Here is a 23950-nt window from a genome sequence, read left to right on the forward strand (position 1 = left end):
ACTAGGATGCGCGTAGTGTTTTCGATGCTGTTGCTGGTGGGGTTCGCGGTGGGTGCGGCGGAGCCGACGCAGACGTTTACTGACGATCTGAACCGAAAAGTGGTGGTGCCGGTTCATCCGAAACGGATTGTCTCTTTACACGATCTTGATATCACCATTCCGCTGATTGAGCTTGGCGTACCGCCGGTGGCAAGCCATGGCCGCACGCGGCCGGACGGCAGCCACTTTCTGCGCTCCAGCGGCATGTTGACCGGCGTCGACTTTGATAATTCCGACATTACATTTATCGGCACGGCCGATATCGATATTGAAGCTATCGCCGCCGCAAAGCCTGACCTGATCGTTACCGAGCCGACCCGCAACACCCCGGTGGAACAGCTGGCGAAAATTGCCCCGACGGTGAGCATCGATCATCTCGACGGCGGCGCGCCGGAGATCTACCGCAAGCTGGCTCAGCTGACGGGAACGCAGGCGCGGCTCAAGGTTCTGGAGCGGCGCTATCAGGAGCAGATTAAGGCGCTGAAGGCGACAATTGATACCAGCAAGGTGACCGTGTCCGTGATTCAGGCGAATCAGGGAAAGATTAATGCCATGCACAGCTACCACTCGCTGGGCCGCGTGCTGCGCGACGCCGGGTTCACCTTCCCGCCGCTGATTGAGTCCATCCCGGACGGAGGGCGCATCGACGTCAGCGCCGAGCGCCTGCCGGAGCTGGATGCCGATTTCGTCTTCGCCACCTGGCGCGGGGATACGGGCGGTAAACCGCAGGACGAGCTGGCGGCGATGGATGCGGTCATGCCGGGCTGGTGTCAGTTCCTGAATGCCTGCCGAACCGGGCATTACGTGCTGATCTCGCGTGAAGAGGCCATCTCGAATTCGTACGCCTCGTTAGGGCTGATGGCCGCGCAGGTGCAGTCGCAGATTGCCGGGCGTCCGCTGCCGGAGGCGTCACGGTGATCCGCAAAGAGAAAGGGCGCGTGGATGTCTATGGCGACCGCTTTCGCGCGCGTGCGCATCAGCTGACGCCTCGTCTGCTGCAGGTTGCACGCTATATCCATGACAACCGCGAAGCGGTGATGGAACAGACCGCAATGGAGATCGCGACGCTGTTGAAAACCTCGGATGCCACGGTAGTCCGCGCCATTCAGGCGCTGGGTTTCGCCGGGCTGCGCGATCTCAAGCAAACGCTGGAGCAGTGGTTTGGTCCGGTGGTCACCTCCAGCGAAAAGATGTCCACCACGGTGAATACGCTCGCCAGCGACGTCAACGCGAGCATTGATTTCGTGCTGGAGGGGCATCAGCACACCTGCGAGGTGTTATCCGAGCCCCACAACCGCTACGCAATGGCCCAGGCGGTCTCTCTGCTGGCGCAGGCGAGGCAGGTTGCCATATTTGGCATTGGCGCCTCCGGCATTCTGGCCGAGTACACCGCCAGGCTGTTCAGCCGCATGGGGTTACCCGCCACGCCGCTTAACCGTACCGGAATAGGGCTTGCCGAGCAGCTGATTGCGCTTCAGCGCGGCGACGTGCTGGTGATGATGGCGCAGAAATCCGCGCACCGGGAGGGGCAAACCACGCTGCGTGAAGCAAAACGTCTGGGCATTCCCACCATCCTGCTGACCAACGCCCTCGATTCGCGCTTCAGCAAGGAGGCCAGCGTGGTGATCCACGTTCCGCGCGGCGGCGAAAAAGGCAAAATCCCGCTCCACGGCACGGTGCTGCTGTGTCTGGAGATGATCATTTTATCCGTCGCCTCCACCGAGCCGCAGCGCACTATCAAGTCGATGAAGCGCATCAACGAGTTACACCGTGGGTTAAAGCCGGGGAAGAAAAGCACTTAAAAACAAAGCCCGGTAGCGCTGACGCTCACCGGGCCAGGATCTGTTCTCCCTCTCCTTTCGGGAGAGGGCGGGGGAGGGGAAACTTAAACCCCTTGCTCCAGAATGCGGATGTGGGTTTCCAGCACGTCACCCTTCACCGCGTCGCTCCACGCTTTCATGTGCGCGGTCTGCAGGTGCGCTTCAAGATGCGCGACGGTTTCCCACTGCTCAACCATGATGATCGAGTCTGGCGCGGTCGCCTGGAAGCTGGCGTCAGTGGCGGCATCCACCATCGGCGCGTAGCCGTGGCAGCCTTCTTCTTTCAGTACGGTCGGGATAATTTTCGCGAACTGATCCAGCACCGCCTGACGGTGATGTTGACCTGGACGAGTACGGATTTCTGCGATTACGGTAAGCATGTTTACTACTCCTTTAATTCCAGGCTACCAGTTAAGCAAAAATTTCCGCGAGATGCTTGCGATATTCTGCGATATAGCTCGGGACGTCAGGCATTTTAATCACGTCGTTGACGATAAAGGTCGGCAGCGGATCCATGCCCAGGAACTGGTTAGCCTTGTGGAACGGCAGGTACGCGCCGTCAACGCCCACGCCTTCGAAGAACTGATCTTTATCGGTGAAGGCTTCCAGCGGTGCGTTCCAGGTCAGCGAGAGCATATATTTTTTGCCCTGAATCAGGCCGCCCGAGCCGTATTTTTTGGAGGCGTCAGAGCGGGTGCGGCCATCGCTGGCATACAGTGAGCCGTGACCTTCGGTGAACACGTCGTCCATGTATTTTTTCACGGTCCACGGCGCGCCCATCCACCAGCCTGGCATCTGCCAGATCACCACGTCAGCCCACAGGAAGTTCTGCACTTCGGCCTTCACGTCGTAGTTGCTGTCCGCGCGCACGACCTTAACATCATGCCCGGCGTCGCGCAGGAAACCGTCCGCGACCTCGGTCAGGGTGTCATTCAGCTGGCCTTTAGAGTGCGCAAATTCTTTTGCACCGTTGATAATCAGGATATTGCTCATTATTTGTCCTCGATGATGAGAGTATGGCCAGTATTCTACGCGCGAGGACGGTGCGGTAAAATGAGCAAAATGTGCAAAGTCTTTTGCGTTAAACGCAATAATCCCTTACCAGCTGACCTTCACTTCAAAACCGCCTTCATGGGCATTGCCCAGCGAAAGGCGCATCCGGTGCAGGGCGGCGATGCGTTTTACAATGGATAACCCCAGCCCGCTGCCCGTGGCATCCTGACCCGGCGGGCGATAAAAGCGCTCGCCGATGCGCGCCAGCGCGTCAGGTGAAATGCCTGGGCCGTTGTCGCGCACGGTAAAGCCACGCGCGTCCAGCGTCACGTCCACCACGCTGCCGCGTGGACTGTAGCGAATCGCGTTATCCAGCAGGTTGCGTACCAGCAGGCTCAGGAGCAGCTGCTGGCCCGTGCGTGTCACCTCTGGTGCATGAATGTTCAGGCGAATATCAATGCCCGCCTGCTGCGCCGGATGCCAGATATCCAGCACGGCCGACTGCAGCAAGTCGGCCAGGGGAATCGGTTCGACATCGTCAAGGTTATCCAGCGAGTCCAGACGCGAAAGCGTGAGGAGCTGATCCACCAGCCGGGAAGCGCGGTCGATGCCCGCATGCAGCTGCGTCAGCGCTTTTTCCCGCGCCTGCGGATCGTCATGAGAGAGCTGGGCCACGTCAGTTTGCACCTTCAGGGCCGCCAGCGGGCTGCGCAGCTCGTGGGCGGCATCGGACGTAAAGCGGCGCTCGCGGGTCATCATCTCCTGGGTGCGCGCGAAGAGATGATTCAGCGAGTCGAGCAGGGGGCGTACTTCCGTAGGGACGCCCTCGGTCGGCAGTTTATCGGTGGCATCCGGCGAGCGGGAGCACAGGGTCTGCGCCAGCTTTTTCAGCGGCTTCAGCTCCCGACTCAGGAGGACGATCAGCAGCAGCAACATCGCGGGCAGCGCCACCAGCCAGGGGGTCAGCTGCGAGCTGACCACGTCCAGCGCCATCTCCTGGCGGTACTCCCACTCCTGGCCGACCACTACGCGGTACTTCCCGTCGGGTGAGGTTAGCCATAAAAAACGCCACTCGTCGTTGTCGCCCTGCAGCTGCCCGTTATCGAACCCGTCGCGGCGATAGTGGTACGGAATATCGCGTCCGTTTTCACCGTCGTTGAGGAGCATTTTGCCGTCGACGGCGTAAATGGCGAAAGCCAGCGCGTCGTCGTCCAGACGACCGTGCTTCACTTTTTTCGGGATCTCGCGCATGCGTTCGGGGGCGCGGATCTCGTCCAGATCCATCGTCAGCAGCCGTTTAGCAAACAGCATCTGCTGGGTATCGAACAGCTTGTCGAGCTTGTGGGTCGTCTGCTGCCAGGCAACCAGGCTGGCGGCAAACCAGGCCGTCAGAGACAGAAGTAAAAAGAGAAGCGTCAGGCGCAGCTTCAGGCTAAGGCGTTGCGTCAGTTTCATGCGTTACCCAGGGTGTAGCCGATGCCGTGCACGGTGCGGATAAACTCGCTCCCGAGCTTGCGGCGCAAATGATGGACGTGAACCTCGATGGCGTTGCTGGAGACGTCGTCGTCCCAGGTATAGAGTTTTTCCTCGATCAGCTTTCGCGGCAGCACCCGGCCCGCGTTACGCATTAACAGCTCCAGCAGCGCGAACTCTTTCGGCTTGAGCGTCACCGGCTCACCGTCCAGCGTGGCGATGAGACGGGTCGGATCGAGCGTGACCTTCCCGTGACGCAGCTCGCTACGCGCCTGTCCGTGGCTGCGGCGGACCAGCGCTTCGAGGCGGGCACCCACTTCGATCAGCGCGAACGGTTTACAGAGATAATCATCCGCGCCAAGACGTAGCCCTTCGACGCGCTGGTTAAGCGCATCCCGCGCCGTCAGAATCAGTACCGGCTCGCTGCGCCCGCTTTCGCGCCACGCGCGCAGGATGTCCAGACCGTCAATTTCCGGCAGCGTCAGATCCAGCACCACGGCATCATAGGGCGCAGAAGAGAGCGCGGCCTGACCGGTTTTACCGTCGGTAAACCAGTCCACGCTAAAGCCCATTTTGCTTAACCCCGCCTTGATACCGTCGCCGATGAGCCTGTCGTCTTCTACCAGTAAAATGCGCATGTTCCCTCCTTGATGCCGTCAGTAAACCCTCTGCAAGCGCCTGCTGTACAGCAATAATAAATAAATTTTTCCCTTAAGAAGTTGTTAAGGATTACCCTGTTAAATGGATTGCGAAACGACATTAAAGGGAGAGATGAAAATGAAAAAATTCGCTGCAATTGCGGCCATCATGATGATGACCACCGCGCCGGTCTTTGCTGCTCAGGGCGGTTTTACTGGCCCATCGGCCACACAGACCCAGACGCAAACTCAGCAGGGCGGTTTTGTCGATAACAACGCTAACCTCACCACCGCGGCAAAAGTGAAAGACCTGAAGGACGATGCCTGGGTGAAGCTGCGCGGGAACATCACCGAGCGCCTCTCTGATGACCGCTACACCTTCCGCGATGAGTCCGGCACGGTTGTAGTTGAGATTGACCACAAGCGCTGGAACGGCGTGACCGTCACTCCGCAGGATAAAGTTGAACTGCAGGGTAAAGTCGATAAAGACTGGAACGAGTTTGAAATCGACGTGAAGCAGGTTATTAAGCTGAACAAATAACCCGAAAAGGGCCGCCTGTGCGGCCCTTTTTCTTTGTGACTCAATTCATCAGATGAGGTAGTATCTGCGGCAATATTGCCTGAAACCCTTCGGTTTCTGAGTTGAGGAATCACACGTAATGAGCGATATGGCAGAGCGCCTCGCGCTACATGAATTCACGGAAAACGCCTACCTGAACTACTCCATGTACGTCATCATGGACAGGGCGTTGCCGTTTATCGGGGATGGCCTGAAGCCCGTTCAGCGCCGCATCGTGTATGCGATGTCCGAACTGGGGCTGAACGCCACCGCCAAGTTCAAGAAATCCGCCCGTACCGTCGGTGACGTACTGGGTAAATACCATCCGCACGGCGACAGCGCCTGTTATGAAGCGATGGTGCTGATGGCGCAGCCGTTCTCTTACCGCTATCCGCTGGTAGACGGGCAGGGGAACTGGGGGGCGCCGGACGATCCGAAATCCTTCGCGGCGATGCGTTATACCGAATCCCGCCTCTCTAAATATGCCGAAGTGCTGCTGGGCGAGCTGGGTCAGGGAACCGTTGACTGGGTGCCAAACTTCGACGGTACGATGCAGGAGCCGAAGATGCTGCCTGCGCGTCTGCCGAACATCCTGCTGAACGGCACCACCGGTATCGCGGTCGGTATGGCGACGGACATTCCGCCGCACAACCTGCGTGAAGTGGCGAAAGCCGCTATTACCCTCATCGAGCAGCCGAAAGCGACGCTCGACGAGCTGCTGGATATCGTGCAGGGGCCAGATTTCCCGACCGAAGCTGAGATCATCACCTCGCGCGCGGAAATCCGCAAAATCTACCAGAACGGTCGCGGCTCCGTGCGCATGCGCGCGGTGTGGAATAAAGAGGACGGCGCCGTGGTGATCACCGCGCTGCCGCATCAGGTTTCCGGTGCCAAAGTGCTGGAGCAGATCGCCTCCCAGATGCGCAATAAAAAGCTGCCGATGGTGGACGACCTGCGCGACGAATCGGATCACGAGAACCCGACCCGTCTGGTGATCGTGCCGCGCTCCAACCGCGTGGACATGGAGCAGGTGATGAACCACCTGTTCGCCACCACCGATCTGGAAAAAAGCTACCGCATCAACCTGAACATGATTGGCCTCGACGGACGCCCGGCGGTGAAAAACCTGCTGGAGATCCTCACCGAATGGCTGACCTTCCGCCGCGATACGGTCCGTCGTCGTCTGAACCATCGTCTGGAGAAAGTGCTTAAGCGCCTGCATATCCTCGAAGGTTTGCTTGTGGCGTTCCTCAACATCGATGAAGTGATTGAGATCATTCGTACCGAGGACGAGCCGAAGCCGGCGCTGATGTCGCGCTTTGGCATCAGCGAAACCCAGGCCGAAGCGATCCTCGAACTGAAGCTGCGCCATCTCGCCAAACTGGAAGAGATGAAGATCCGCGGCGAGCAGAACGAACTGGAAAAAGAGCGCGATCAGCTGCAGGCGATCCTCGCGTCCGAGCGCAAGATGAACACCCTGCTGAAGAAAGAGCTGCAGGCCGATGCAGACGCCTTCGGCGACGACCGTCGTTCTCCGCTGCACGAGCGTGAAGAAGCGAAGGCGATGAACGAGCACGACATGCAGCCGTCCGAGCCGGTCACGATTGTTCTGTCGCAGAGCGGCTGGGTGCGCAGCGCCAAAGGCCACGATATCGACGCGCCGGGGCTGAGCTACAAAGCGGGCGACAGCTTCAAAGCGGCGGTGAAAGGCAAGAGCAACCAGCCGGTGGCGTTTATCGACTCCACCGGCCGCAGCTACGCCATCGACCCGATTACGCTGCCTTCCGCGCGTGGGCAGGGCGAGCCGCTCACCGGCAAGCTGACGCTGCCGCCGGGGGCGACGGTTGACCATATGCTGATGGAAGCCGATGACCAGAAGCTGCTGCTGGCGTCCGATGCGGGCTACGGCTTTATCTGTACCTTCAACGATCTGGTCTCCCGTAACCGTGCCGGTAAGGCGCTGATAAGCCTGCCGGATAACGCCCACGTGATGGCGCCGCTGGTGATTGAGAACGAAAGCGACATGCTGCTGGCGATCACCACCGCCGGACGTATGCTGATGTTCCCGGTCAGCGATCTGCCGGAGCTGTCGAAAGGCAAGGGCAACAAGATCATCAACATCCCGTCGGCGGAAGCCGCGAAAGGCGAAGATAGCCTGGCGCATCTCTTCCTCCTGCCGCCGCAGAGTACGCTGACCATTCACGTCGGCAAGCGTAAGATCAAGCTGCGTCCGGAAGAGCTGCAGAAAGTGGTGGGTGAGCGCGGTCGCCGCGGCTCGCTGATGCGCGGCCTGCAGCGCATCGACCGCGTGGAGATTGACTCTCCTGCACGCAGCACCGCGGGTGACAGCGAAGAGTAATGTCGTGATATCCCCCTCTGCCCGGAGGGGGAGTTTCAATAAAATTTCCCGTAAAATCGTTGTTAATTCGTGCGTTGCGATTAACAATACGCGCTCGTAATAAAGTCCTTACCTGGCCACAGGTGAAGTATAATTGTCAGCTGTTGGGGCTTCAGAGGTCGCTATGCTATATATTGTTCGTCTTATTCTTACCGTTATCTACTGCATTCTGGTCTGTATTTTCGGCTGCATCTATTGCCTGTTCAGTCCGCGTAATCCTAAGCATGTTGCCACCTTCGGCCATATGTTCGGTCGCCTTGCGCCGCTGTTTGGTCTGAAGGTTGAAAAACGTCTGCCTGAAGGGGCGGAGAATTTCGGTAACGCCATCTATATCGCTAACCATCAAAACAATTACGATATGGTGACCGCCGCAAATATCGTGCTTCCACCGACCGTGACGGTGGGAAAAAAAAGCCTGCTGTGGATCCCGTTTTTTGGCCAGCTGTACTGGCTGACCGGTAACCTGCTGATCGACCGTAACAACCGCGCGAAAGCGCACAGCACCATTGCGGAAGTGGTGAATCATTTTAAAAAGCGCAGAATCTCAATCTGGATGTTCCCGGAAGGAACGCGCAGCCGCGGCCGCGGCCTGCTGCCGTTTAAAACCGGGGCGTTTCATGCCGCAATTGCGGCAGGTGTTCCAATTATTCCTGTGTGCGTTTCCAATACTTCGAATAAGATTAATCTTAACCGCCTGAATAACGGGCTGGTAATTGTCGAAATGCTGCCACCCGTCGATACCAGCAAATACGGTAAAGACCAGGTGCGCGAGCTGGCAGCGCACTGCCGTGAGCTGATGGCTCAGCATATTGCGCAGCTCGACAAAGAAGTCGCAGAGAGAGAAGCCGCCGGTAAGATTTAATCCGGCGTTGAAGGGAAAACGAATTCCCGCGTTGTTAGTCGTTTCAGATGGAGCTTATATGTCACTCAGTCGGCGTCAGTTTATTCAGGCTTCCGGGATCGCCCTTTGTGCGGGTGCGATGCCGCTGACAGCCAGCGCCGCCGGGCAGCAACAGCCGCTGCCTATTCCGCCATTAATTGAATCTCGTCGCGGTCAGCCGCTTTTCCTGACGCTGCAGCGCAGCCACTGGTCCTTTACCCAGGGGACGCGCGCGCCGGTCTGGGGCATTAACGGACGTTACCTTGGGCCGACCATACGCGTGTGGAATGGCGATGACGTAAAGCTCATCTACAGTAACCGTACCCCTGAAAATGTCGCCATGACCATCAGCGGCTTACAGGTGCCTGGCCCGTTGATTGGCGGCGCGGCGCGAATGATGTCACCCAGCGCAGACTGGGCGCCGGTTCTGCCGATTCGCCAGAGCGCGGCCACCCTGTGGTATCACGCCAACACGCCTAACCGTACGGCGCAGCAGGTTTATAACGGCCTGGCCGGAATGTGGCTGGTGGAAGACGAGGTCAGCAAATCCCTGCCGATCCCGAACCACTACGGCGTGGATGATTTCCCGATTATCATCCAGGACAAACGTCTGGATAATTTCGGTACGCCGGAATACAGCGAGCCGGGCAGCGGCGGCTTCGTCGGCGATACGCTGCTGGTCAACGGCGCGCAAAGCCCGTATGTGGAAGTTTCGCGCGGCTGGGTGCGCCTGCGTCTGCTCAACGCGTCTAACTCGCGCCGCTATCAGCTGCAAATGAGCGATGGCCGTCCGCTGCACGTGATCTCCGGCGACCAGGGCTTTTTACCGGCCCCGGTGTCCGTCAAACAGCTGGCGCTCTCGCCGGGAGAACGTCGTGAAGTTCTCATTGATATGACCAACGGGGATGAAGTGTCTGTCACCTGCGGCGAAGCGGCCAGCATTGTTGACCGCATTCGCGGGTTCTTTGAACCGTCGAGCATTCTTGTCTCGACCCTGGTGCTGACTCTGCGCCCAACCGGTCTGCTGCCGCTGGTGACCGATAGCCTGCCAATGCGCCTGCTGCCGCAGGAGATCATGAGCGGCTCGCCGGTGCGCAGCCGTGATATCAGCCTGGGCGACGACCCGGGAATCAACGGCGCGCTGTGGGACGTCAACCGCATCGACATTACCGCGCAGCAGGGCACCTGGGAGCGCTGGACGGTCCGTTCAGATATGCCGCAGTCGTTCCATATTGAAGGGGTGGCATTCCTGATCCGCAACGTCAACGGCGCGATGCCGTTCCCGGAAGACCGCGGCTGGAAAGATACCGTCTGGGTGGACGGCCAGGTTGAACTGCTTGTCTATTACGGTCAGCCTTCGTGGCCGCATTTCCCGTTCCTGTTCCACAGCCAGACGCTGGAGATGATGGACAGGGGCTCCGTGGGGCAGATGCTGATCAACCCTGCGCCATAATCCTGTCATTCCCGGTTCGCCGGGAATGTTTTATGCCCGCCAGAAAAAGCGCGAGAACAGAATCAGCACCGGGTAAATTTCCAGACGCCCTAAGATCATCGCCGCGCACATCAGCAGTTTTGCCCCCTCGGTTAACGTGCCAAACGTCGACGCCGTCTCGCCAAACCCCAGCCCCATGTTGTTGATGCAGGCGGCAACCGTTGCGAATGACGTAAACAGGTCGTAGCCCATCAGGTTGAGCGACCAGACAAAAAAGCCCGTGATCATCACGTAGAGAAAAAAGAAGCTCCATACCGAGCGCAGGACGCGTTCGTTCACCACGCTTTTGCCCACCTTAATGCTCAGCAGCGCTCTCGGATGCGCCAGCTGGTTCATCTCCTGAATACTCTGCTTGAACATAATGAGAAAACGCAGGGCTTTGATCCCGCCGCAGGTCGAGCCTACGCAGCCGCCAAAAAAGCTGGCGCTCAGCAGCAGGAAGATGGTGTGTGCGGGCCATTGGGCATAGTCGGCTGTCGAAAGGCCGTTATCGGTCATCATCGAACTGGCAAGGAAGAAGGCGTGCACCAGGCTATCCGTTGCGTTGTACATCCCGGCATGCCAGACCTGCCAGGCGGTGATGACAATAATCACCGCGGCGGCGCTCAGAAAGAATTTAACCTCCGGGCTGCGGCGAATCGGTTTCAGGGTGCGTCTGACAATGGCGACGTACCAGAGGGTGAAGTTGAACGCGGAGAGCAGTGAAAACGCCCCGGCGACCAGCTCAATCGCGTGGCTGTCATAAAACCCAATGCTCTCACTGCGGGTGGAAAATCCGCCCAACGACACGGTCGACAGCCCGTGACAGAGGGCGTCAAAAAATGACATTCCCGCCAGCCAGTAGGCCAGGGTGCAGGCTACGCCCAGCGCGAAGTAGGTTACCCACAGCGTGCGCGCGGTATCGGCAAGGCGGGGAGTCAAACGCTCCTCTTTGAACGGCCCCGGCATCTCTGACTGATAGAGCTTCATGCCGCCGATGCCCAGCAGCGGCAGGACCGCGACGGCCAGCACGATGACGCCTAACCCGCCGATAAAATTCAGCTGAGCGCGGTAATAAAGGTACGACTTAGGCAGGGCGCTGACGTCCCCGATGACCGTTGCCCCGGTGGTGGTGATCCCGGAAACCCCTTCAAAGAGCGCGTCGGCAAAGGAGAGCTGTAGCCCGTCATCCATCCAGAGCGGCATGGCGCTAATGAATGAAAACAGCAGCCAGAACAGCACGATAATCACAAACCCGTCGCGGGTGCGAAGCTGTATGCCGGCGTGACGGGTTGCCCGCCAGGTTAGCCCTCCGAGAGTAAAAAAGGTTAAAAAGGTGGTCAGGAAGGCAAAGTAGGTCCGCTCTTTATTCAGCAGGGCGATCACCATCGGCGGCAGCATGGAAAGGCTGTACAGCAGAACCAGAAAACCGCAGAGGTGAAGGACAACCCGCAGCTGGGATACATATAATGAATCGTTGGGCTTCACGACAGAGCTCCGCGCAATAACACGTTCCGGGGCAACTCACCGGAAAATATAGTGAATATTATGATTCAAAATTATCAGGGCGCGGTATTTTAACGACTTCCACGAATATCTGCCTGCTTCCTGCATCCTTTTCTTCAAATCTGGCGGATGAACAGCGTATAATCCCGCTCCTTTTGTCTATTTTTTCTTCGGAAGCATTATGAGCGCAATTTCCCTGATCCAGCCGGATCGTGACCTCTTCTCCTGGCCCCAGTACTGGGCGGCCTGCTTTGGACCGGCGCCATTCCTGCCGATGTCCCGGGAAGAGATGGACCAACTGGGCTGGGACAGCTGCGACATCATTCTGGTCACGGGCGATGCCTACGTTGACCATCCGAGCTTCGGCATGGCCATTTGTGGCCGTATGCTTGAAGCGCAGGGCTTCCGCGTGGGGATCATCTCTCAGCCTGACTGGAACAGCAAAGACGACTTTATGCGTCTGGGTAAACCCAACCTGTTCTTCGGCGTCACCGCAGGCAACATGGACTCGATGATCAACCGCTATACCGCCGACCGCAAGCTGCGCCATGACGACGCCTACACGCCGGATAATGTGGCGGGTAAACGCCCCGACCGCGCAACCCTGGTCTATACCCAGCGCTGTAAAGAAGCCTGGAAAGACGTGCCGGTGATCCTGGGCGGCATCGAGGCAAGCCTGCGCCGCACCGCCCACTACGACTACTGGTCAGATACCGTGCGCCGCTCGGTGCTGGTGGACTCCAAGGCCGACATGCTGATTTACGGTAACGGCGAGCGTCCGCTGGTGGAAGTGGCGCACCGTCTGTCGCAGGGTGAGCCGGTGAGCAGCATCCGCGACGTGCGCAATACCGCCATTATGGTGAAAGAGGCGCTGCCGGGCTGGAGCGGGGTGGATTCCCGCATCATTGATATGCCGGGCAAAATCGACCCGATCCCGCACCCGTACGGCGAAGACCTGCCGTGTGCCGATAACAAGCCGGTTGAGCCGAAAAAAGCGGAAGCGAAGGCAATCGTTGTGCAGCCGCCGCGTCCGAAACCGTGGGAAAAAACCTACGTGCTGCTGCCGTCCTACGAGAAGGTGAAAGCCGACAAGGTGCTCTACGCGCACGCGTCCCGTATTCTGCATCATGAAACCAACCCGGGCTGCGCCCGCGCGCTGATGCAGAAGCACGGCGAGCGCTTTATCTGGATTAACCCGCCGGCGATCCCGCTCTCCACCGAGGAGATGGACAGCGTCTTTGCGCTGCCGTACAAGCGCGTTCCGCACCCGGCGTACGGCAACGCCCGTATCCCGGCGTATGAGATGATCCGCTTCTCGATCAACATCATGCGCGGCTGCTTCGGCGGCTGTTCCTTCTGCTCCATTACCGAGCACGAAGGGCGTATTATCCAGAGCCGCTCTGAAGATTCGATCATCAATGAGATCGAAGCGATTCGCGACTCGGTGCCGGGCTTTACCGGCGTGATTTCCGACCTTGGCGGCCCAACCGCGAACATGTACATGCTGCGCTGCAAGTCGCCGCGCGCGGAGCAAACCTGCCGTCGCCTCTCCTGCGTCTATCCGAGCATTTGCGAGCATATGGACACTAACCACGAGCCGACGATCAACCTCTACCGCCGCGCGCGCGACCTGAAGGGCATCAAGAAGATCCTGATCGCGTCCGGGGTACGTTACGACATCGCCGTGGAAGATCCGCGCTACATCAAAGAGCTGGCGACGCACCACGTCGGCGGCTATCTGAAGATTGCGCCGGAGCATACCGAGGAAGGCCCGCTGTCGAAAATGATGAAGCCGGGCATGGGCAGCTACGATCGCTTTAAAGAGCTGTTCGATACCTATTCGAAGCAGGCGGGTAAAGAGCAGTATCTGATCCCATACTTCATCTCCGCCCACCCGGGCACGCGCGATGAAGACATGGTGAACCTGGCGCTGTGGCTGAAGCAGCGTCGCTTCCGCCTGGATCAGGTGCAGAACTTCTATCCGTCACCGCTCGCCAACTCGACGACCATGTATTACACCGGCAAGAACCCGCTGAGTAAGATTGGTTATAAGAGTGAAGAGGTGGTGGTGCCGAAAGGGGATAAACAGCGCCGTCTGCATAAAGCGCTGCTGCGCTACCACGATCCGAAAAACTGGCCGCTGATCCGTCAGGCGCTGGAAGAGATGGGTAAAAAACACCTGATCGGCTCGCGACGCGACTGCCTGGTACCGGCCCCGACGCTGGATGAGATGCGCGAAGCGCGTCGCCAGAATCGCAATACGCGCCCGGCGCTGACCAAGCATACGCCGATTGTGCATCAGCGTTCGAACGGTGGGGCTACGGGGACGAAAAAAGCGGGAAAACGTAAGATCGAATAACGATGGTGCCCTCACCCCGGCCCTCTCCTTGTACAGTCTTGGGGCATGGTAGACAGGTGTTCCGGGACATGGTGAACACTTTTTAACATCCTTTACCCATGGTGATCGGTTTCTTCAGGTCGGTCACCCCTAACTTTCGTGCTGAATCACCACACTTTGTAGCAGCCGTTCTATCCGTTTCTTCACCCCTGAGATTCTCCCGCAGCCAGTCTCCATCGGCAGCCCGCGTCAGGATGAGAGGACGTCGATCGTGAATATCAATGAGTCACTTGTCCGCTACTGCCGTGTCAATAACAAATCCTTCTTCGTCATCCCGCTGACCAAACTGCCGCGTACCCACTTGTACCAGCTGTCAGCAGAAACGATTGCGCGGCCGCGTTCCCACAGCGGACGAAGAATAATTCCCGTCGCTGCGGTTTTGGCTCGGGCATTAATCAGCTGCGGTACTGCGGAAAACTAAGTGTGAGCCTCACAGGCCAGATAAGCCAAGTAGTCGGCGTGTGTCAGTGACTGAGAAAAAGTCCGCACATATCTGCTCTTTCATCTGAACGGATAGTTTAGACTACGCGTGTGGCAAACATTGGACAGACGCGATACGGGGTCTAGAATACCACGTAATTAAATGTCGAACTGAAGCGGTAATGACAACTTGAGGTTTTTCGCTTAACGCTCCTTGGACATATCTTAAAAACCTAGTGGTCACGGACGAGAAGTTACTTTGTATGCCAGATTTCGTGGGCGAAACAGGGAGAGGGAAATAATGAGTAAACGTAACGATATAATCGATGGTGCTGACGCAGCCAGGGTTCCTTATGGCCTGATTTATACCGAGGTGCTTGGCTGGATAGATCTGGGACACGCTCAGGGTATCGACATCAGAAAGCTTTTGCGCAACATTGAAACTGGCGAATCCTCCGGCAAAGAATATTATGACGTGGCCTATTCGCAATCCATGGTCGATCCGACCAGGTCCATCAAGATGGGTAAATTCATTAAATGGCGCATTAAGCGCGGGCGTTCATATGCAGAAAGAACCAGCATTGCTCTGGGCATGATGATGTCCCTAGCGAGCAAATTTGAAGGACTCCAGGCCGCATTCCCGCTTAACTTCACTACGGACAGTGGTTTCAGCGGCGAAGATCTGGTATCTGACTTGCTGGGGTTCTACCGTGTTGTTTCTGTCCAGAATCCTTTCCCCGCGCTGCAGCCGATCAGTAAACAGGAAGCCCTGAAACGCTGGGACTATTATGGCAAAGTTGGGGCATGGAAAAACGAGACCTTCAGTCCGCTTCTTTTCCCTGATCCAAAGCACTTCCCGAATGCTAGACCCCGTAGAGGTGATTTACCTAACTTCATGAGAACGGTCAGACCCTGGAATGATTTCAGCTCGGGGATTGTTACTATTGCTAGTGCAAACGGGTCTTTCATCGATAAAGCAAGAGGTGGGGCATTGCCGCATGCGTAAATCATTCAAAATACTTACTGGCGTTGTCGTAGCGATTGCCGTCGTGCTCATCTGGGCATGGCCATATGCATCAATGGAGTTTGCCGGCAGTGCGCACTATACCCAACAGGACAGGCGTGAATACGAATTCTATACGCCTGAGCTACTTAAAAATATGCCCCGCATTTCTCCCCGCTATGACTTTGATTTTGCCAACATCACCGGTCCGGCATCCCATGTCTATACGGTCAGATATTATGGTGTTACCGATGCCAGCAGAATTGATGCCTATCTTGATTCTATGGGGTACAAAAAGCAGCAGGACTGCCATATTGAAGCGGAGTGCTGGCTGGGGAATGAACCACAGAAAACAGTGACGGTAAGTACCCTTAATTCGAAAACCGTACTAGTATCTGTTATTTATAACTTCTGACAAGCCTGCAGGGACCTAAGCATTTTAAGTGAACGTCCGCTGAGGGTGTTCTTGGGAAATCTGAAATTATTGTACGTTTAGTGCATTTCAAAACTGCCCTTATTACCACATCAATGAGGCACCGATACAAAAAGGCCGCCACAACTAAAGAGTAAACGAATGACTGTTTTAGCAATCATCGCAGTTATAGTTCTAAGCGGGTACGCATACGGATTTATTAAAGCCCGTGAACTGAGAGAATTACGTAAGGAAATGAAGTTATACATGGATCGTATGGAAGCCGTGGAGCTGGACCTGCATGCAATCCGCAGTGTAGCGGAGCACCGGTTACACGGCGCGGGTAAACAGTTTGCCGATTTTTATAGCCGCCTCGATGGTGCAACCATGACGCTGACTGACGAAGATAAAATGTTTCTGGCAATGATGCCGTTTCATATCCAGGACGTAGAGGACATCGTAAACGAGCGCGGCCCTAAGACCATATGCGGACGTCCATTCTGGGAATATGAGCCAGGCCCGCACGATTACGAATACGGCCCGAAATATCCATTTTTCCGAGACCAACGCTAGAAGGGATCAGTTTGGATATTGTAAATCGCTGTTCGGACCACTTGTTTTATGGAAGGTGTAATTGGGATAGTAACCGGGTAGCCGCGATAACTGCCAACTTGCGCAACTGCTGTCACAGGAATAGACTGAAATTACTAAACGGCAAACACAGCTACGAATATTTTCGGACTTCAGCTCTGCATAATGTGCACAACGGGTATGTATAATTCACTGTATTCATTCAACATACAGGTTATTTGCAGGTCATTAAAGAAAATGCTTAACCATGACTGATTGAGCGAGGAAGGAAGTGTTACTGGAAAGTGTCTGCAGAGCTCCAGGTTTCAGGAAACACTGGAGAAAACAGGAACAGAGCTAGCCTTGCTCCTGTTTGACAGGCTTTGGAATTGCCTCCTTCCTACTGTAGCTAATCACAAACACATTAATGTTTTTATTGTTTCATATTCAATATTAATATGTGGAAGGCGTTCCATAAATATCTGTTTATGCATGCTTTAAACTAATCTGCCCCGCCTACAGCCATTTAGTAGCAACGGGCTCTGCACTATATCTGATCTTGAAAGAATCTTACGTTTTGATTAAGGAATTGCTGAATGACTCTACGATTGCAGACGGAATCACCTGCCGACCAGGATATGTTCAGAGGCAGCAGCCATGAAAAAGTTGCAGAGAATATGGCTCAGGTCATCAGGACGCCAGATGTTAATATTATTGGCCTGGAAGGGGAGCTTGGTTCTGGCAAGTCTACAATACTTCAATTTCTGCAGAAAAAGCTTAAAGGTGAGTTTACGTTCATAAACTTTGATGCGGAACGTTATCATCATGGATCAACCAAAAAAGCTCTTATCGATGTTATCCATCATGGGGTTAGCCTGCAATGTCCAGCCTCACGGGAAAAACTGGATAAATTCAAAAATCAGGCTCTGGGTAACATCGTTGAATATGATAAAAAAGTCAGCAGTAGGCTGAGTTGGTTGACCGTTGTTTTTATTTTACTGTCACTGCTTTCTGTTCAGATGCTTCGCTATGTGCTGACAGACCTTAATCAGTATTTTTCTAATAACAAGCCATTGATATGGTGGCTTTTTTCTGTTGAGGTCCTCGCGTTTCTTTCTCCTGCAATTATGGTTGCTGGTCTGGCATGCCTGCAGAAAATGGAATGGTACAGAAAGAAAGGATATTCGAGTATAGGTGATTTGTTCAAACGCAACAGTACTGACAGAATTGAAGAAACTTGGCTTGTTAACAAGGAAGTTGGAGCTATTGAGCTTTCAGCGGCTTTGCGGGGATTTACCTCAAAAGAAGTCATTTCACGGGGAGATCGCTTCATCCTTATCATTGATAACTTGGACCGAATCAGTGCAGATAAAGTCAAAGAACTCTGGAGTGATATGGAGCTTATCTCCGGTGCCACTCATGAACACTTCAGAATAGTGGTTCCCTATTCGGCAAGACAGGTTTCTGCATCACTTTCTGTGGCTGGTTTCAGTGGGCGAGAGTTTATTGCAAAACGGATCCCTGTGAGTTTTCAGGTTCCTCCTCTCATTTCTGCTGGATGGCAGGAAGCGTTAAGACAATACTGGAAAGAAACAGTAAATGAGGATGTGGGAATGGCGTGCGAGGAGTCGACGGTGTTGCTTGAGCGCTGGAAACCTTCTGAATATCCTCGTATAACACCAAGGTTAATGAAGAAATTTGTTAATGATATTCATATTCTGAACCTTACTATCCCTGCAACAGAAGAGCACCGCCATATTCTTATTGCCCTCTACTTGCTGGTGGTCAGATATGGAGAACGGGATATCAAGGTATTACTGCGTGATCCCCGAACCAATCAGACTGAACCCGGCATTGTCCCTGATGACTTTGACGAGATGCTTTCGCTGACTTATCAACAAATTTCCCGAATTTTTAATAACGATATGGAAAGGTGGAGCGAATTTCTGATGAGTATCCACTATCAGTCTACGGTGGAACTTGCCAGGAGCGAGTTGCTTGATACGCCTCTTAAAGACGCTATCGGTGCCATAAATACTCCGCGGCTTGAAGAACTGACGGTCTTGTGGGGTTTCGCTGAAGCATGGCAGAGAGTTGCACCACATATTCAGATGCGTGACTGGCTGGTTTCTTATGGCCGGATGGATCAAAAATACAGGGCACTTGCCGAAACGCAACTCAGGATTGCAGTGCAAATGATGAACCTGAGTTATGCTCTTTCACATCGGGAGAAGTATGATGAAGAATTAGCGCTTAGTCTGCAGAGACTGATGACAGACGGGCAGATGAGTATGGAACCCTTCATCGAAAGGCAGATATCGTTTATTGTCAGTAAACTGGATGAAATTCAGGATTCAGAAAAATGGGAGACTGAATCCACGCTGGCATTGCTGCAGGAAGCCGATTCATACTCTGTTCTGGTTGGTGAATCCCTGCTGGAAAAAATGGCGAACTATGTTGACGGTGTGTTTTATGTGGAATATCTTGTCAATCACGAAGAGACCTATCCAAACCTGAAAATAGGCTCATTGGATATCGGAAGTCACGGTCGGGAGCAAATGTTACGCTATGCCGCAGAGCAACCGCAGGTTGACCTTTTTACCCCGGGAATTATCCGGCATATCAAGATCGTATCCAAGGCTGTTCAGAGCGTTATTGAAAAGAATGATGGTACAGGTGGAGTTCAGGTCAGTACTGCAATAACAGCGCTTAAGAATCGCCAAGTTATAGAAGATGTTATCCATTTCAGGAAAATTGTTCTGAGTCCTGAGTGGAACAACAATAATTTAAATCAATACTATCTTAATAATACGGCGACGAAAAATCTTTTTCCTGCGGAGTTTGCTGCACAGGCTGTTTCTCATATGGTACTTCATGGTAACTATGCCGGTATCGAGTCGTACAATGAACATATTGGCGAAGAGCAGTTTGATTTCACTATGGTCTCATATCTGCGTTATCTTCGTTCCGCCGAAAGTATCTTTAAAGCTCTCAATGATAAAAATACTCTGCCTTACATTAAAAATGCTGTTTGCCAAATTGTCAACTCGGGTTTTCTGGTAAATATACCTGTCCTGAGTTTTGTAAAAGGCCAGTATGATGTCATCAAAGAAGCAACAGAATCAGCCGCTCCTTTAATATTAGTACGAGAACGTCAAAAAATCCTAGCGGAAAAAATCAATGAGTCTGATGTTAATGCGCTGGGACCGATATTTCTGAATGACGTTTATCAGTCAGGTGAACAGTTTGATATTCTGACGGAGAAACTGAACATCTTGGCAAGTAATATGTTTAATTCTCCTGAAAGGCTTGTTGAGTGTTTCACGGTTCTTCCTGTAAACATACGGTTTATTCTTAAGCAAATGCACCTTCAGGGTATTTTTATCAGGATGGAAGGCAGTGTTGGTATTTTTGCATCATGGTTTCGTGATGCAGAACCAGACGTTGTTGCAAACGCTGGGAATATTCATTTTCTGTGGTCTTGCCTGGATAATAACCAGAGAGAGACTGTACTTGATGAGTTACAGGATGTCTTACTTGAAAGACATATTCGTACTGACAGCCGTATTGCAGTTATTACCTATTTCCATAATGAGTTGTCGTTTATTGAACCAGCGAAGGGTGCTGAACGCAGAGCTATTGCGGCACTGTTTAGCGCTTCTGTTGATAATGAAATCCTGTCTCAATGGCTTGACCGTCAGGCATTTTCGTTTTCGTCGTGGTCTCCGGAAGATGCTCGAACGGCAACGAACTGCATAATTAATAATCCGGAGCTTTTTCCTCTCATCTGCAGGAATTCTCAGTATATTAAAAACAGAATGGTGCCGGAGGAAATGGAAGTCGCAGAAAATGGGGGCACGCTTTCCGACTGAAGACATTCTTTAATATTCATGCCTAAAGGTTTCTGAAATAAACACCTGATCGGCTCGCGCCGCGACTGCCTGGTACCGGCCCCGACGCTGGATGAGATGCGCGAAGCGCGTCGCCAGAATCGCAATACGCGCCCGGCGCTGACCAAGCACACGCCGATTGTGCATCAGCGTTCGAACGGTAATTCGAGTGTGAAGAAGCCCGTGAAGCGCAAAGCGTAAATAAAAAACCCCGGCAATCCGGGGTTTTTTATGTCGACACGTAGGCCGGGTAAGGCGAAGCCGCCACCCGGCTTTTTTACGCGATTAACCGCCAAACTGGTCCGGGTCCGGCCCGAGCCGCTTGCCCTTATCCAGCTTCGCTATCTCACCCAGCTCATCTTTATCCAGCCGGAAATCCCAGACGTCGAAGTTCTCGGCGATGCGCGATGGCGTGACCGATTTCGGAATGACCACCAGGCCGTTGTCCAGATGCCAGCGAATGACGATTTGCGCCGGGGTTTTACCGTATTTATCCGCCAGCTCACGGATAATCTTCTGATCAAACACCCCTTCGCCGCCCTGCGCCAGCGGGCTCCAGGACTCGGTCTGGATTTTATGCGTGGCGTTCCAGGCATGAAGCTGGCGCTGCTGCATCAGCGGGTGCAGCTCGATCTGGTTAATCACCGGCGCAACGCCCGTCTCGTCAATCAGCCGCTGCAGGTGGTGAACCTGGAAATTACAGACGCCGATGCTTTTCACCAGCCCCTCTTTTTGCAGTTCAATCATCCCTTTCCAGGCATCAACGTAGTGATCGATAGCCGGAACCGGCCAGTGCATCAGCCAGAGATCGACGAAATCGAGCTGGAGTTTCTCCAGGCTCTCCTCCAGCGCTTCGCGGGGGCGTTTTTGATCGTCGTTCCACAGTTTCGTGGTGATGAATAACTCATCGCGGGGGACGCCAGCGCTGGCCAGTGCCTTACCCACGCCGTCCTCGTTTTTATATGCGGCGGCGGTATCAATGGACCGATAGCCGACTTCCAGGGCTTTATGAATGGCGGAGACGACCTCGTCGTTACCGGCTTTCCATACACCTAGCCCAGCTGGGCATCACGTTGCCGTCCTGCAGCTTGATTACGGTTTGGTTTGCCATTTTTCCTCCTTCAGGTGCGCATCGCCGGAGGGTTCCTCCGGCGATGGGGTGTGCATTAAGTCTGGACGAAATGTCAAAAAACGAAAGTCGGGAGGACAAAAACGCTTAGCGTGCCGCTTCGTAAATGCGACGGCTCACGCCCAGCGTAATGTCGCCGTGCTCGCCCAGGTGGGTCATGCCGTGCTCTTCCAGTTTTGCCAGCAGGGCAGGGATGGAGCTGCCGTCCAGGCCGTAGCCGGACAGACGCGTTGGCACGCCCAGACCTTCAAAGAAGCTGCGGGTCGCTTCGATAGCGGCATCAATCCGCGCATCGTCGGAACCCTCGGTGATGTTCCACACGCGCTCGGCGTACTGCAGCAGCTTGGCACGCTTGGTGTCGCGTTTTTCGTTCCACAGCGCAGGTAGCACAACGGCCAGCGTCTGAGCGTGGTCAAGACCGTGCATTGCCGTCAGCTCGTGGCCCAGCATGTGGGTTGCCCAGTCCTGCGGCACGCCAGCGCCGATCAGGCCGTTCAGCGCCTGCGTTGCGGCCCACATTACGTTGGCGCGAACGTCATAGTTTTCCGGCTCTTTCAGCGCTTTCGGGCCGTCTTCGACGAGCGTCAGCAGAATGCCTTCCGCGAAGCGATCCTGAATTTTGGCATTCACCGGATACGTTACGTACTGCTCAACGGTATGAACAAAGGCGTCGACCACGCCGTTCGCCACCTGACGCGCAGGCAGGGTGTAGGTGTAAACCGGGTCCAGAATAGCGAACACAGGCTGAACGTGTTCGTTCATAAAGGCCTGTTTGTCGCCGGTGGTTTTGCGGGAAATCACCGCGCCCTTGTTGGATTCAGAACCGGTCGCTGGCAGGGTCAGCACGGAGCCCATCGGGATGGCGCTTTTAATATCGCTGCCGCGGGTTTCCAGGATGTGCCACGGATCGATGCCGTCAGCGTAGTGCGCAGCCGCCGCGATGAATTTGGTGCCGTCCAGCACGGAGCCGCCGCCGACGGCCAGAAGGAAGGTGATGTTCTCTTCGCGAGCGATTTTCACCGCGTTCATCAGCGTTTCGTAAGACGGGTTTGGCTCGATGCCGCCGAACTCACGCACGTCCAGACCGTCCAGGGCGCTATATACCTGATCCAGCACGCCGGTTTTTTTCACGCTGCCGCCACCGTAGGTGATCAGTACGCGGGCGTCAGCAGGGATCTGCGCGCGCAGATCGGCGATAGCGTCTTTACCAAACAGAATGCGGGTTGGGGTGTGAAGGTTAAAGTTGTTCATTGCTCGTTCCCTTTAGTGGGTGAAAAACCGTGGTGGCGCAGAGGGCTACCTGATGCTGCACATTGTGGCCGTCCGGGGTTATCCTCTCAATGCACATTCCTGCCGATGTCTTGCCCATTTCTACAGAGCGCTGGAGAAAGCGCGGAAAAGCACGCACACTGTCAACGTCGGAAACCGTACCCGGAGTAACGTAATATGAACCGTGAAGCGATCTGCCATCAGCTCACTGCGCAGATTAAGAGACTGATAGATAACGAAAATGGCGTCAGTGGCCTGCTTCCTGACATTCGCCTGCTTTATGGCACGCAGCCCGGGACGCGCACGCCGGTCATGTACCAGCCGGGCATCGTTTTTCTCTTCTCGGGCCATAAAATTGGCTATATCAACGAGCGCGTGTTCCGCTACGACACCAATGAATATCTGCTTCTGACGGTACCTTTACCCTTCGAATGTGAAACCTTCGCGACAGAGGCCGTTCCGCTGGCCGGTATTCGCGTCAACGTCGATATTCTTCAGCTGCAGGAGCTGCTGATGGATATTGGCGAAGACGAATTCTTCCAGCCGTCTATGGCGTCGAGCGGGATTAACTCGGCGACGCTGTCGGAAGAGATCCTCTGCGCCATTGAACGTCTGCTGGACGTGATGGAAAGGCCGCTGGACGCGCGCATTCTGGGCAAACAGATCGTCCGCGAAATTCTCTACCACGTGCTGCTGGGCCCGGGCGGCGGAGCGTTACTGGCTCTGGTGAGCCGACAGACCCACTTCAGCCTGATAAGCCGCGTGCTCAAGCGTATCGAAAGCCAGTACACGGAAAACCTCAGCGTCGACCAGCTGGCGGCAGAAGCGAACATGAGCGTTTCGGCGTTTCACCATAACTTCAAGTCGGTAACCAGCACCTCGCCGCTGCAGTACCTTAAAACCTACCGGCTGCATAAGGCGCGGATGCTGATGATCCACGACGGCATGAAGGCCAGCGCGGCGGCCATGCGCGTCGGGTATGAAAGCGCGTCGCAGTTCAGTCGGGAGTTTAAGCGCTATTTCGGCGTCACGCCGGGAGAAGATGCATCACGCATCCGAACCATGCAGGGAGCTTAGGCTTT

General features: G+C 55.0%; 18 protein-coding genes and 2 pseudogenes. 13 read left to right on the forward strand and 7 right to left on the reverse strand.

Annotation, left to right across the window (positions count from 1 at the left end; translation table 11 throughout):
• The first annotated feature begins 6 nt into the window (after positions 1–6).
• Both ACZ6J2_RS16100 and ACZ6J2_RS16105 read left to right on the forward strand, forming a co-directional pair.
• Positions 7–957 carry an iron-siderophore ABC transporter substrate-binding protein gene (locus ACZ6J2_RS16100; RefSeq protein ID WP_094935310.1) on the forward strand — a complete coding sequence of 317 codons (951 nt, stop codon included), beginning with the start codon at positions 7–9 and terminating at the stop codon, positions 955–957.
• On the forward strand, positions 954–1841 hold the full coding sequence (locus tag ACZ6J2_RS16105) for a MurR/RpiR family transcriptional regulator (protein ID WP_033146656.1): 888 nt from the start codon (positions 954–956) through the stop codon (positions 1839–1841). The genes ACZ6J2_RS16100 and ACZ6J2_RS16105 overlap by 4 nt, the downstream gene beginning before the upstream one ends.
• A gap of 83 nt (positions 1842–1924) precedes the next feature.
• On the opposite strand, the gene ACZ6J2_RS16110 is transcribed toward ACZ6J2_RS16105, so the two are convergent.
• The 4 genes from ACZ6J2_RS16110 to qseB form a co-directional block, all read right to left on the reverse strand.
• The gene (locus tag ACZ6J2_RS16110) at positions 1925–2239 is read right to left on the reverse strand and encodes a putative quinol monooxygenase (protein ID WP_008502984.1); all 315 of its coding nucleotides are present in this window, start codon (positions 2237–2239) and stop codon (positions 1925–1927) included.
• Between the two features lie 31 nt (positions 2240–2270).
• Entirely contained in the window at positions 2271–2852 is a 582-nt protein-coding gene (locus tag ACZ6J2_RS16115) for an NAD(P)H-dependent oxidoreductase (protein WP_023333418.1), read from the reverse strand.
• Positions 2853–2957: 105 nt separating this feature from the next.
• Complete coding sequence (gene qseC, locus ACZ6J2_RS16120; protein ID WP_471726191.1) at positions 2958–4307, reverse strand: quorum sensing histidine kinase QseC; 1350 nt, start codon at positions 4305–4307, stop codon at positions 2958–2960.
• Positions 4304–4963: a quorum sensing response regulator transcription factor QseB gene (gene qseB, locus ACZ6J2_RS16125; RefSeq protein WP_471726192.1), complete on the reverse strand. Its 660-nt coding sequence runs from the start codon at positions 4961–4963 to the stop codon at positions 4304–4306. The genes qseC and qseB overlap by 4 nt, the downstream gene beginning before the upstream one ends.
• Positions 4964–5102: 139 nt before the next feature.
• Here qseB and ACZ6J2_RS16130 point away from each other — a divergent pair, with 139 nt between their 5' ends.
• The 4 genes from ACZ6J2_RS16130 to ftsP all read left to right on the forward strand — a co-directional run bounded on the left by ACZ6J2_RS16130 (position 5103) and on the right by ftsP (position 10253).
• Positions 5103–5504, forward strand: a complete 402-nt coding sequence (locus ACZ6J2_RS16130) for a YgiW/YdeI family stress tolerance OB fold protein (protein ID WP_023309189.1) — start codon at positions 5103–5105, stop codon at positions 5502–5504.
• A 118-nt stretch (positions 5505–5622) separates the two neighbouring features.
• On the forward strand, positions 5623–7881 hold the full coding sequence (gene parC, locus ACZ6J2_RS16135) for a DNA topoisomerase IV subunit A (protein WP_047650119.1): 2259 nt from the start codon (positions 5623–5625) through the stop codon (positions 7879–7881).
• 163 nt (positions 7882–8044) lie between these two features.
• Complete coding sequence (plsC, locus tag ACZ6J2_RS16140; RefSeq protein WP_023333413.1) at positions 8045–8782, forward strand: 1-acylglycerol-3-phosphate O-acyltransferase; 738 nt, start codon at positions 8045–8047, stop codon at positions 8780–8782.
• Between the two features lie 58 nt (positions 8783–8840).
• Entirely contained in the window at positions 8841–10253 is a 1413-nt protein-coding gene (gene ftsP / locus ACZ6J2_RS16145; RefSeq protein ID WP_023309186.1) for a cell division protein FtsP, read from the forward strand.
• A gap of 30 nt (positions 10254–10283) precedes the next feature.
• Here the strand turns inward: ftsP and ACZ6J2_RS16150 are convergent, their stop codons facing one another.
• The gene (locus ACZ6J2_RS16150) at positions 10284–11759 is read right to left on the reverse strand and encodes a TrkH family potassium uptake protein (RefSeq protein WP_471726193.1); all 1476 of its coding nucleotides are present in this window, start codon (positions 11757–11759) and stop codon (positions 10284–10286) included.
• A 199-nt stretch (positions 11760–11958) separates the two neighbouring features.
• Here ACZ6J2_RS16150 and ACZ6J2_RS16155 point away from each other — a divergent pair, with 199 nt between their 5' ends.
• From ACZ6J2_RS16155 to ACZ6J2_RS16180, 6 genes and pseudogenes are all read left to right on the forward strand, one after another.
• Positions 11959–14136: a YgiQ family radical SAM protein gene (locus ACZ6J2_RS16155; protein WP_471726194.1), complete on the forward strand. Its 2178-nt coding sequence runs from the start codon at positions 11959–11961 to the stop codon at positions 14134–14136.
• Between the two features lie 760 nt (positions 14137–14896).
• On the forward strand, positions 14897–15601 hold the full coding sequence (locus ACZ6J2_RS16160) for a hypothetical protein (protein ID WP_335244779.1): 705 nt from the start codon (positions 14897–14899) through the stop codon (positions 15599–15601).
• Positions 15594–16013 carry a hypothetical protein gene (locus ACZ6J2_RS16165; RefSeq protein ID WP_335244780.1) on the forward strand — a complete coding sequence of 140 codons (420 nt, stop codon included), beginning with the start codon at positions 15594–15596 and terminating at the stop codon, positions 16011–16013. Before ACZ6J2_RS16160 ends, ACZ6J2_RS16165 begins: the two co-directional genes overlap by 8 nt.
• A 159-nt stretch (positions 16014–16172) precedes the next feature.
• The gene (locus tag ACZ6J2_RS16170) at positions 16173–16583 is read left to right on the forward strand and encodes a hypothetical protein (RefSeq protein ID WP_471726195.1); all 411 of its coding nucleotides are present in this window, start codon (positions 16173–16175) and stop codon (positions 16581–16583) included.
• A gap of 593 nt (positions 16584–17176) precedes the next feature.
• On the forward strand, positions 17177–20452 hold the full coding sequence (locus ACZ6J2_RS16175) for a P-loop NTPase fold protein (protein WP_471726196.1): 3276 nt from the start codon (positions 17177–17179) through the stop codon (positions 20450–20452).
• Positions 20453–20491: 39 nt separating this feature from the next.
• Positions 20492–20671, forward strand: a pseudogene (locus ACZ6J2_RS16180) (hypothetical protein); the annotation flags it as partial.
• Positions 20672–20755: 84 nt separating this feature from the next.
• Here ACZ6J2_RS16180 and dkgA read toward each other — a convergent pair.
• Positions 20756–21581, reverse strand: a pseudogene (dkgA, locus tag ACZ6J2_RS16185) (2,5-didehydrogluconate reductase DkgA).
• 105 nt (positions 21582–21686) lie between these two features.
• Entirely contained in the window at positions 21687–22850 is a 1164-nt protein-coding gene (gene yqhD / locus ACZ6J2_RS16190) for an alcohol dehydrogenase (protein WP_471726197.1), read from the reverse strand.
• Positions 22851–23045: 195 nt separating this feature from the next.
• On the opposite strand from yqhD, the gene ACZ6J2_RS16195 reads away from it, so the two are divergent.
• Positions 23046–23945 carry an AraC family transcriptional regulator gene (locus ACZ6J2_RS16195; RefSeq protein ID WP_048979108.1) on the forward strand — a complete coding sequence of 300 codons (900 nt, stop codon included), beginning with the start codon at positions 23046–23048 and terminating at the stop codon, positions 23943–23945.
• Positions 23946–23950: the final 5 nt, after the last annotated feature.

It is taken from the genome of Enterobacter sp. E14S (genome assembly GCF_055666685.1).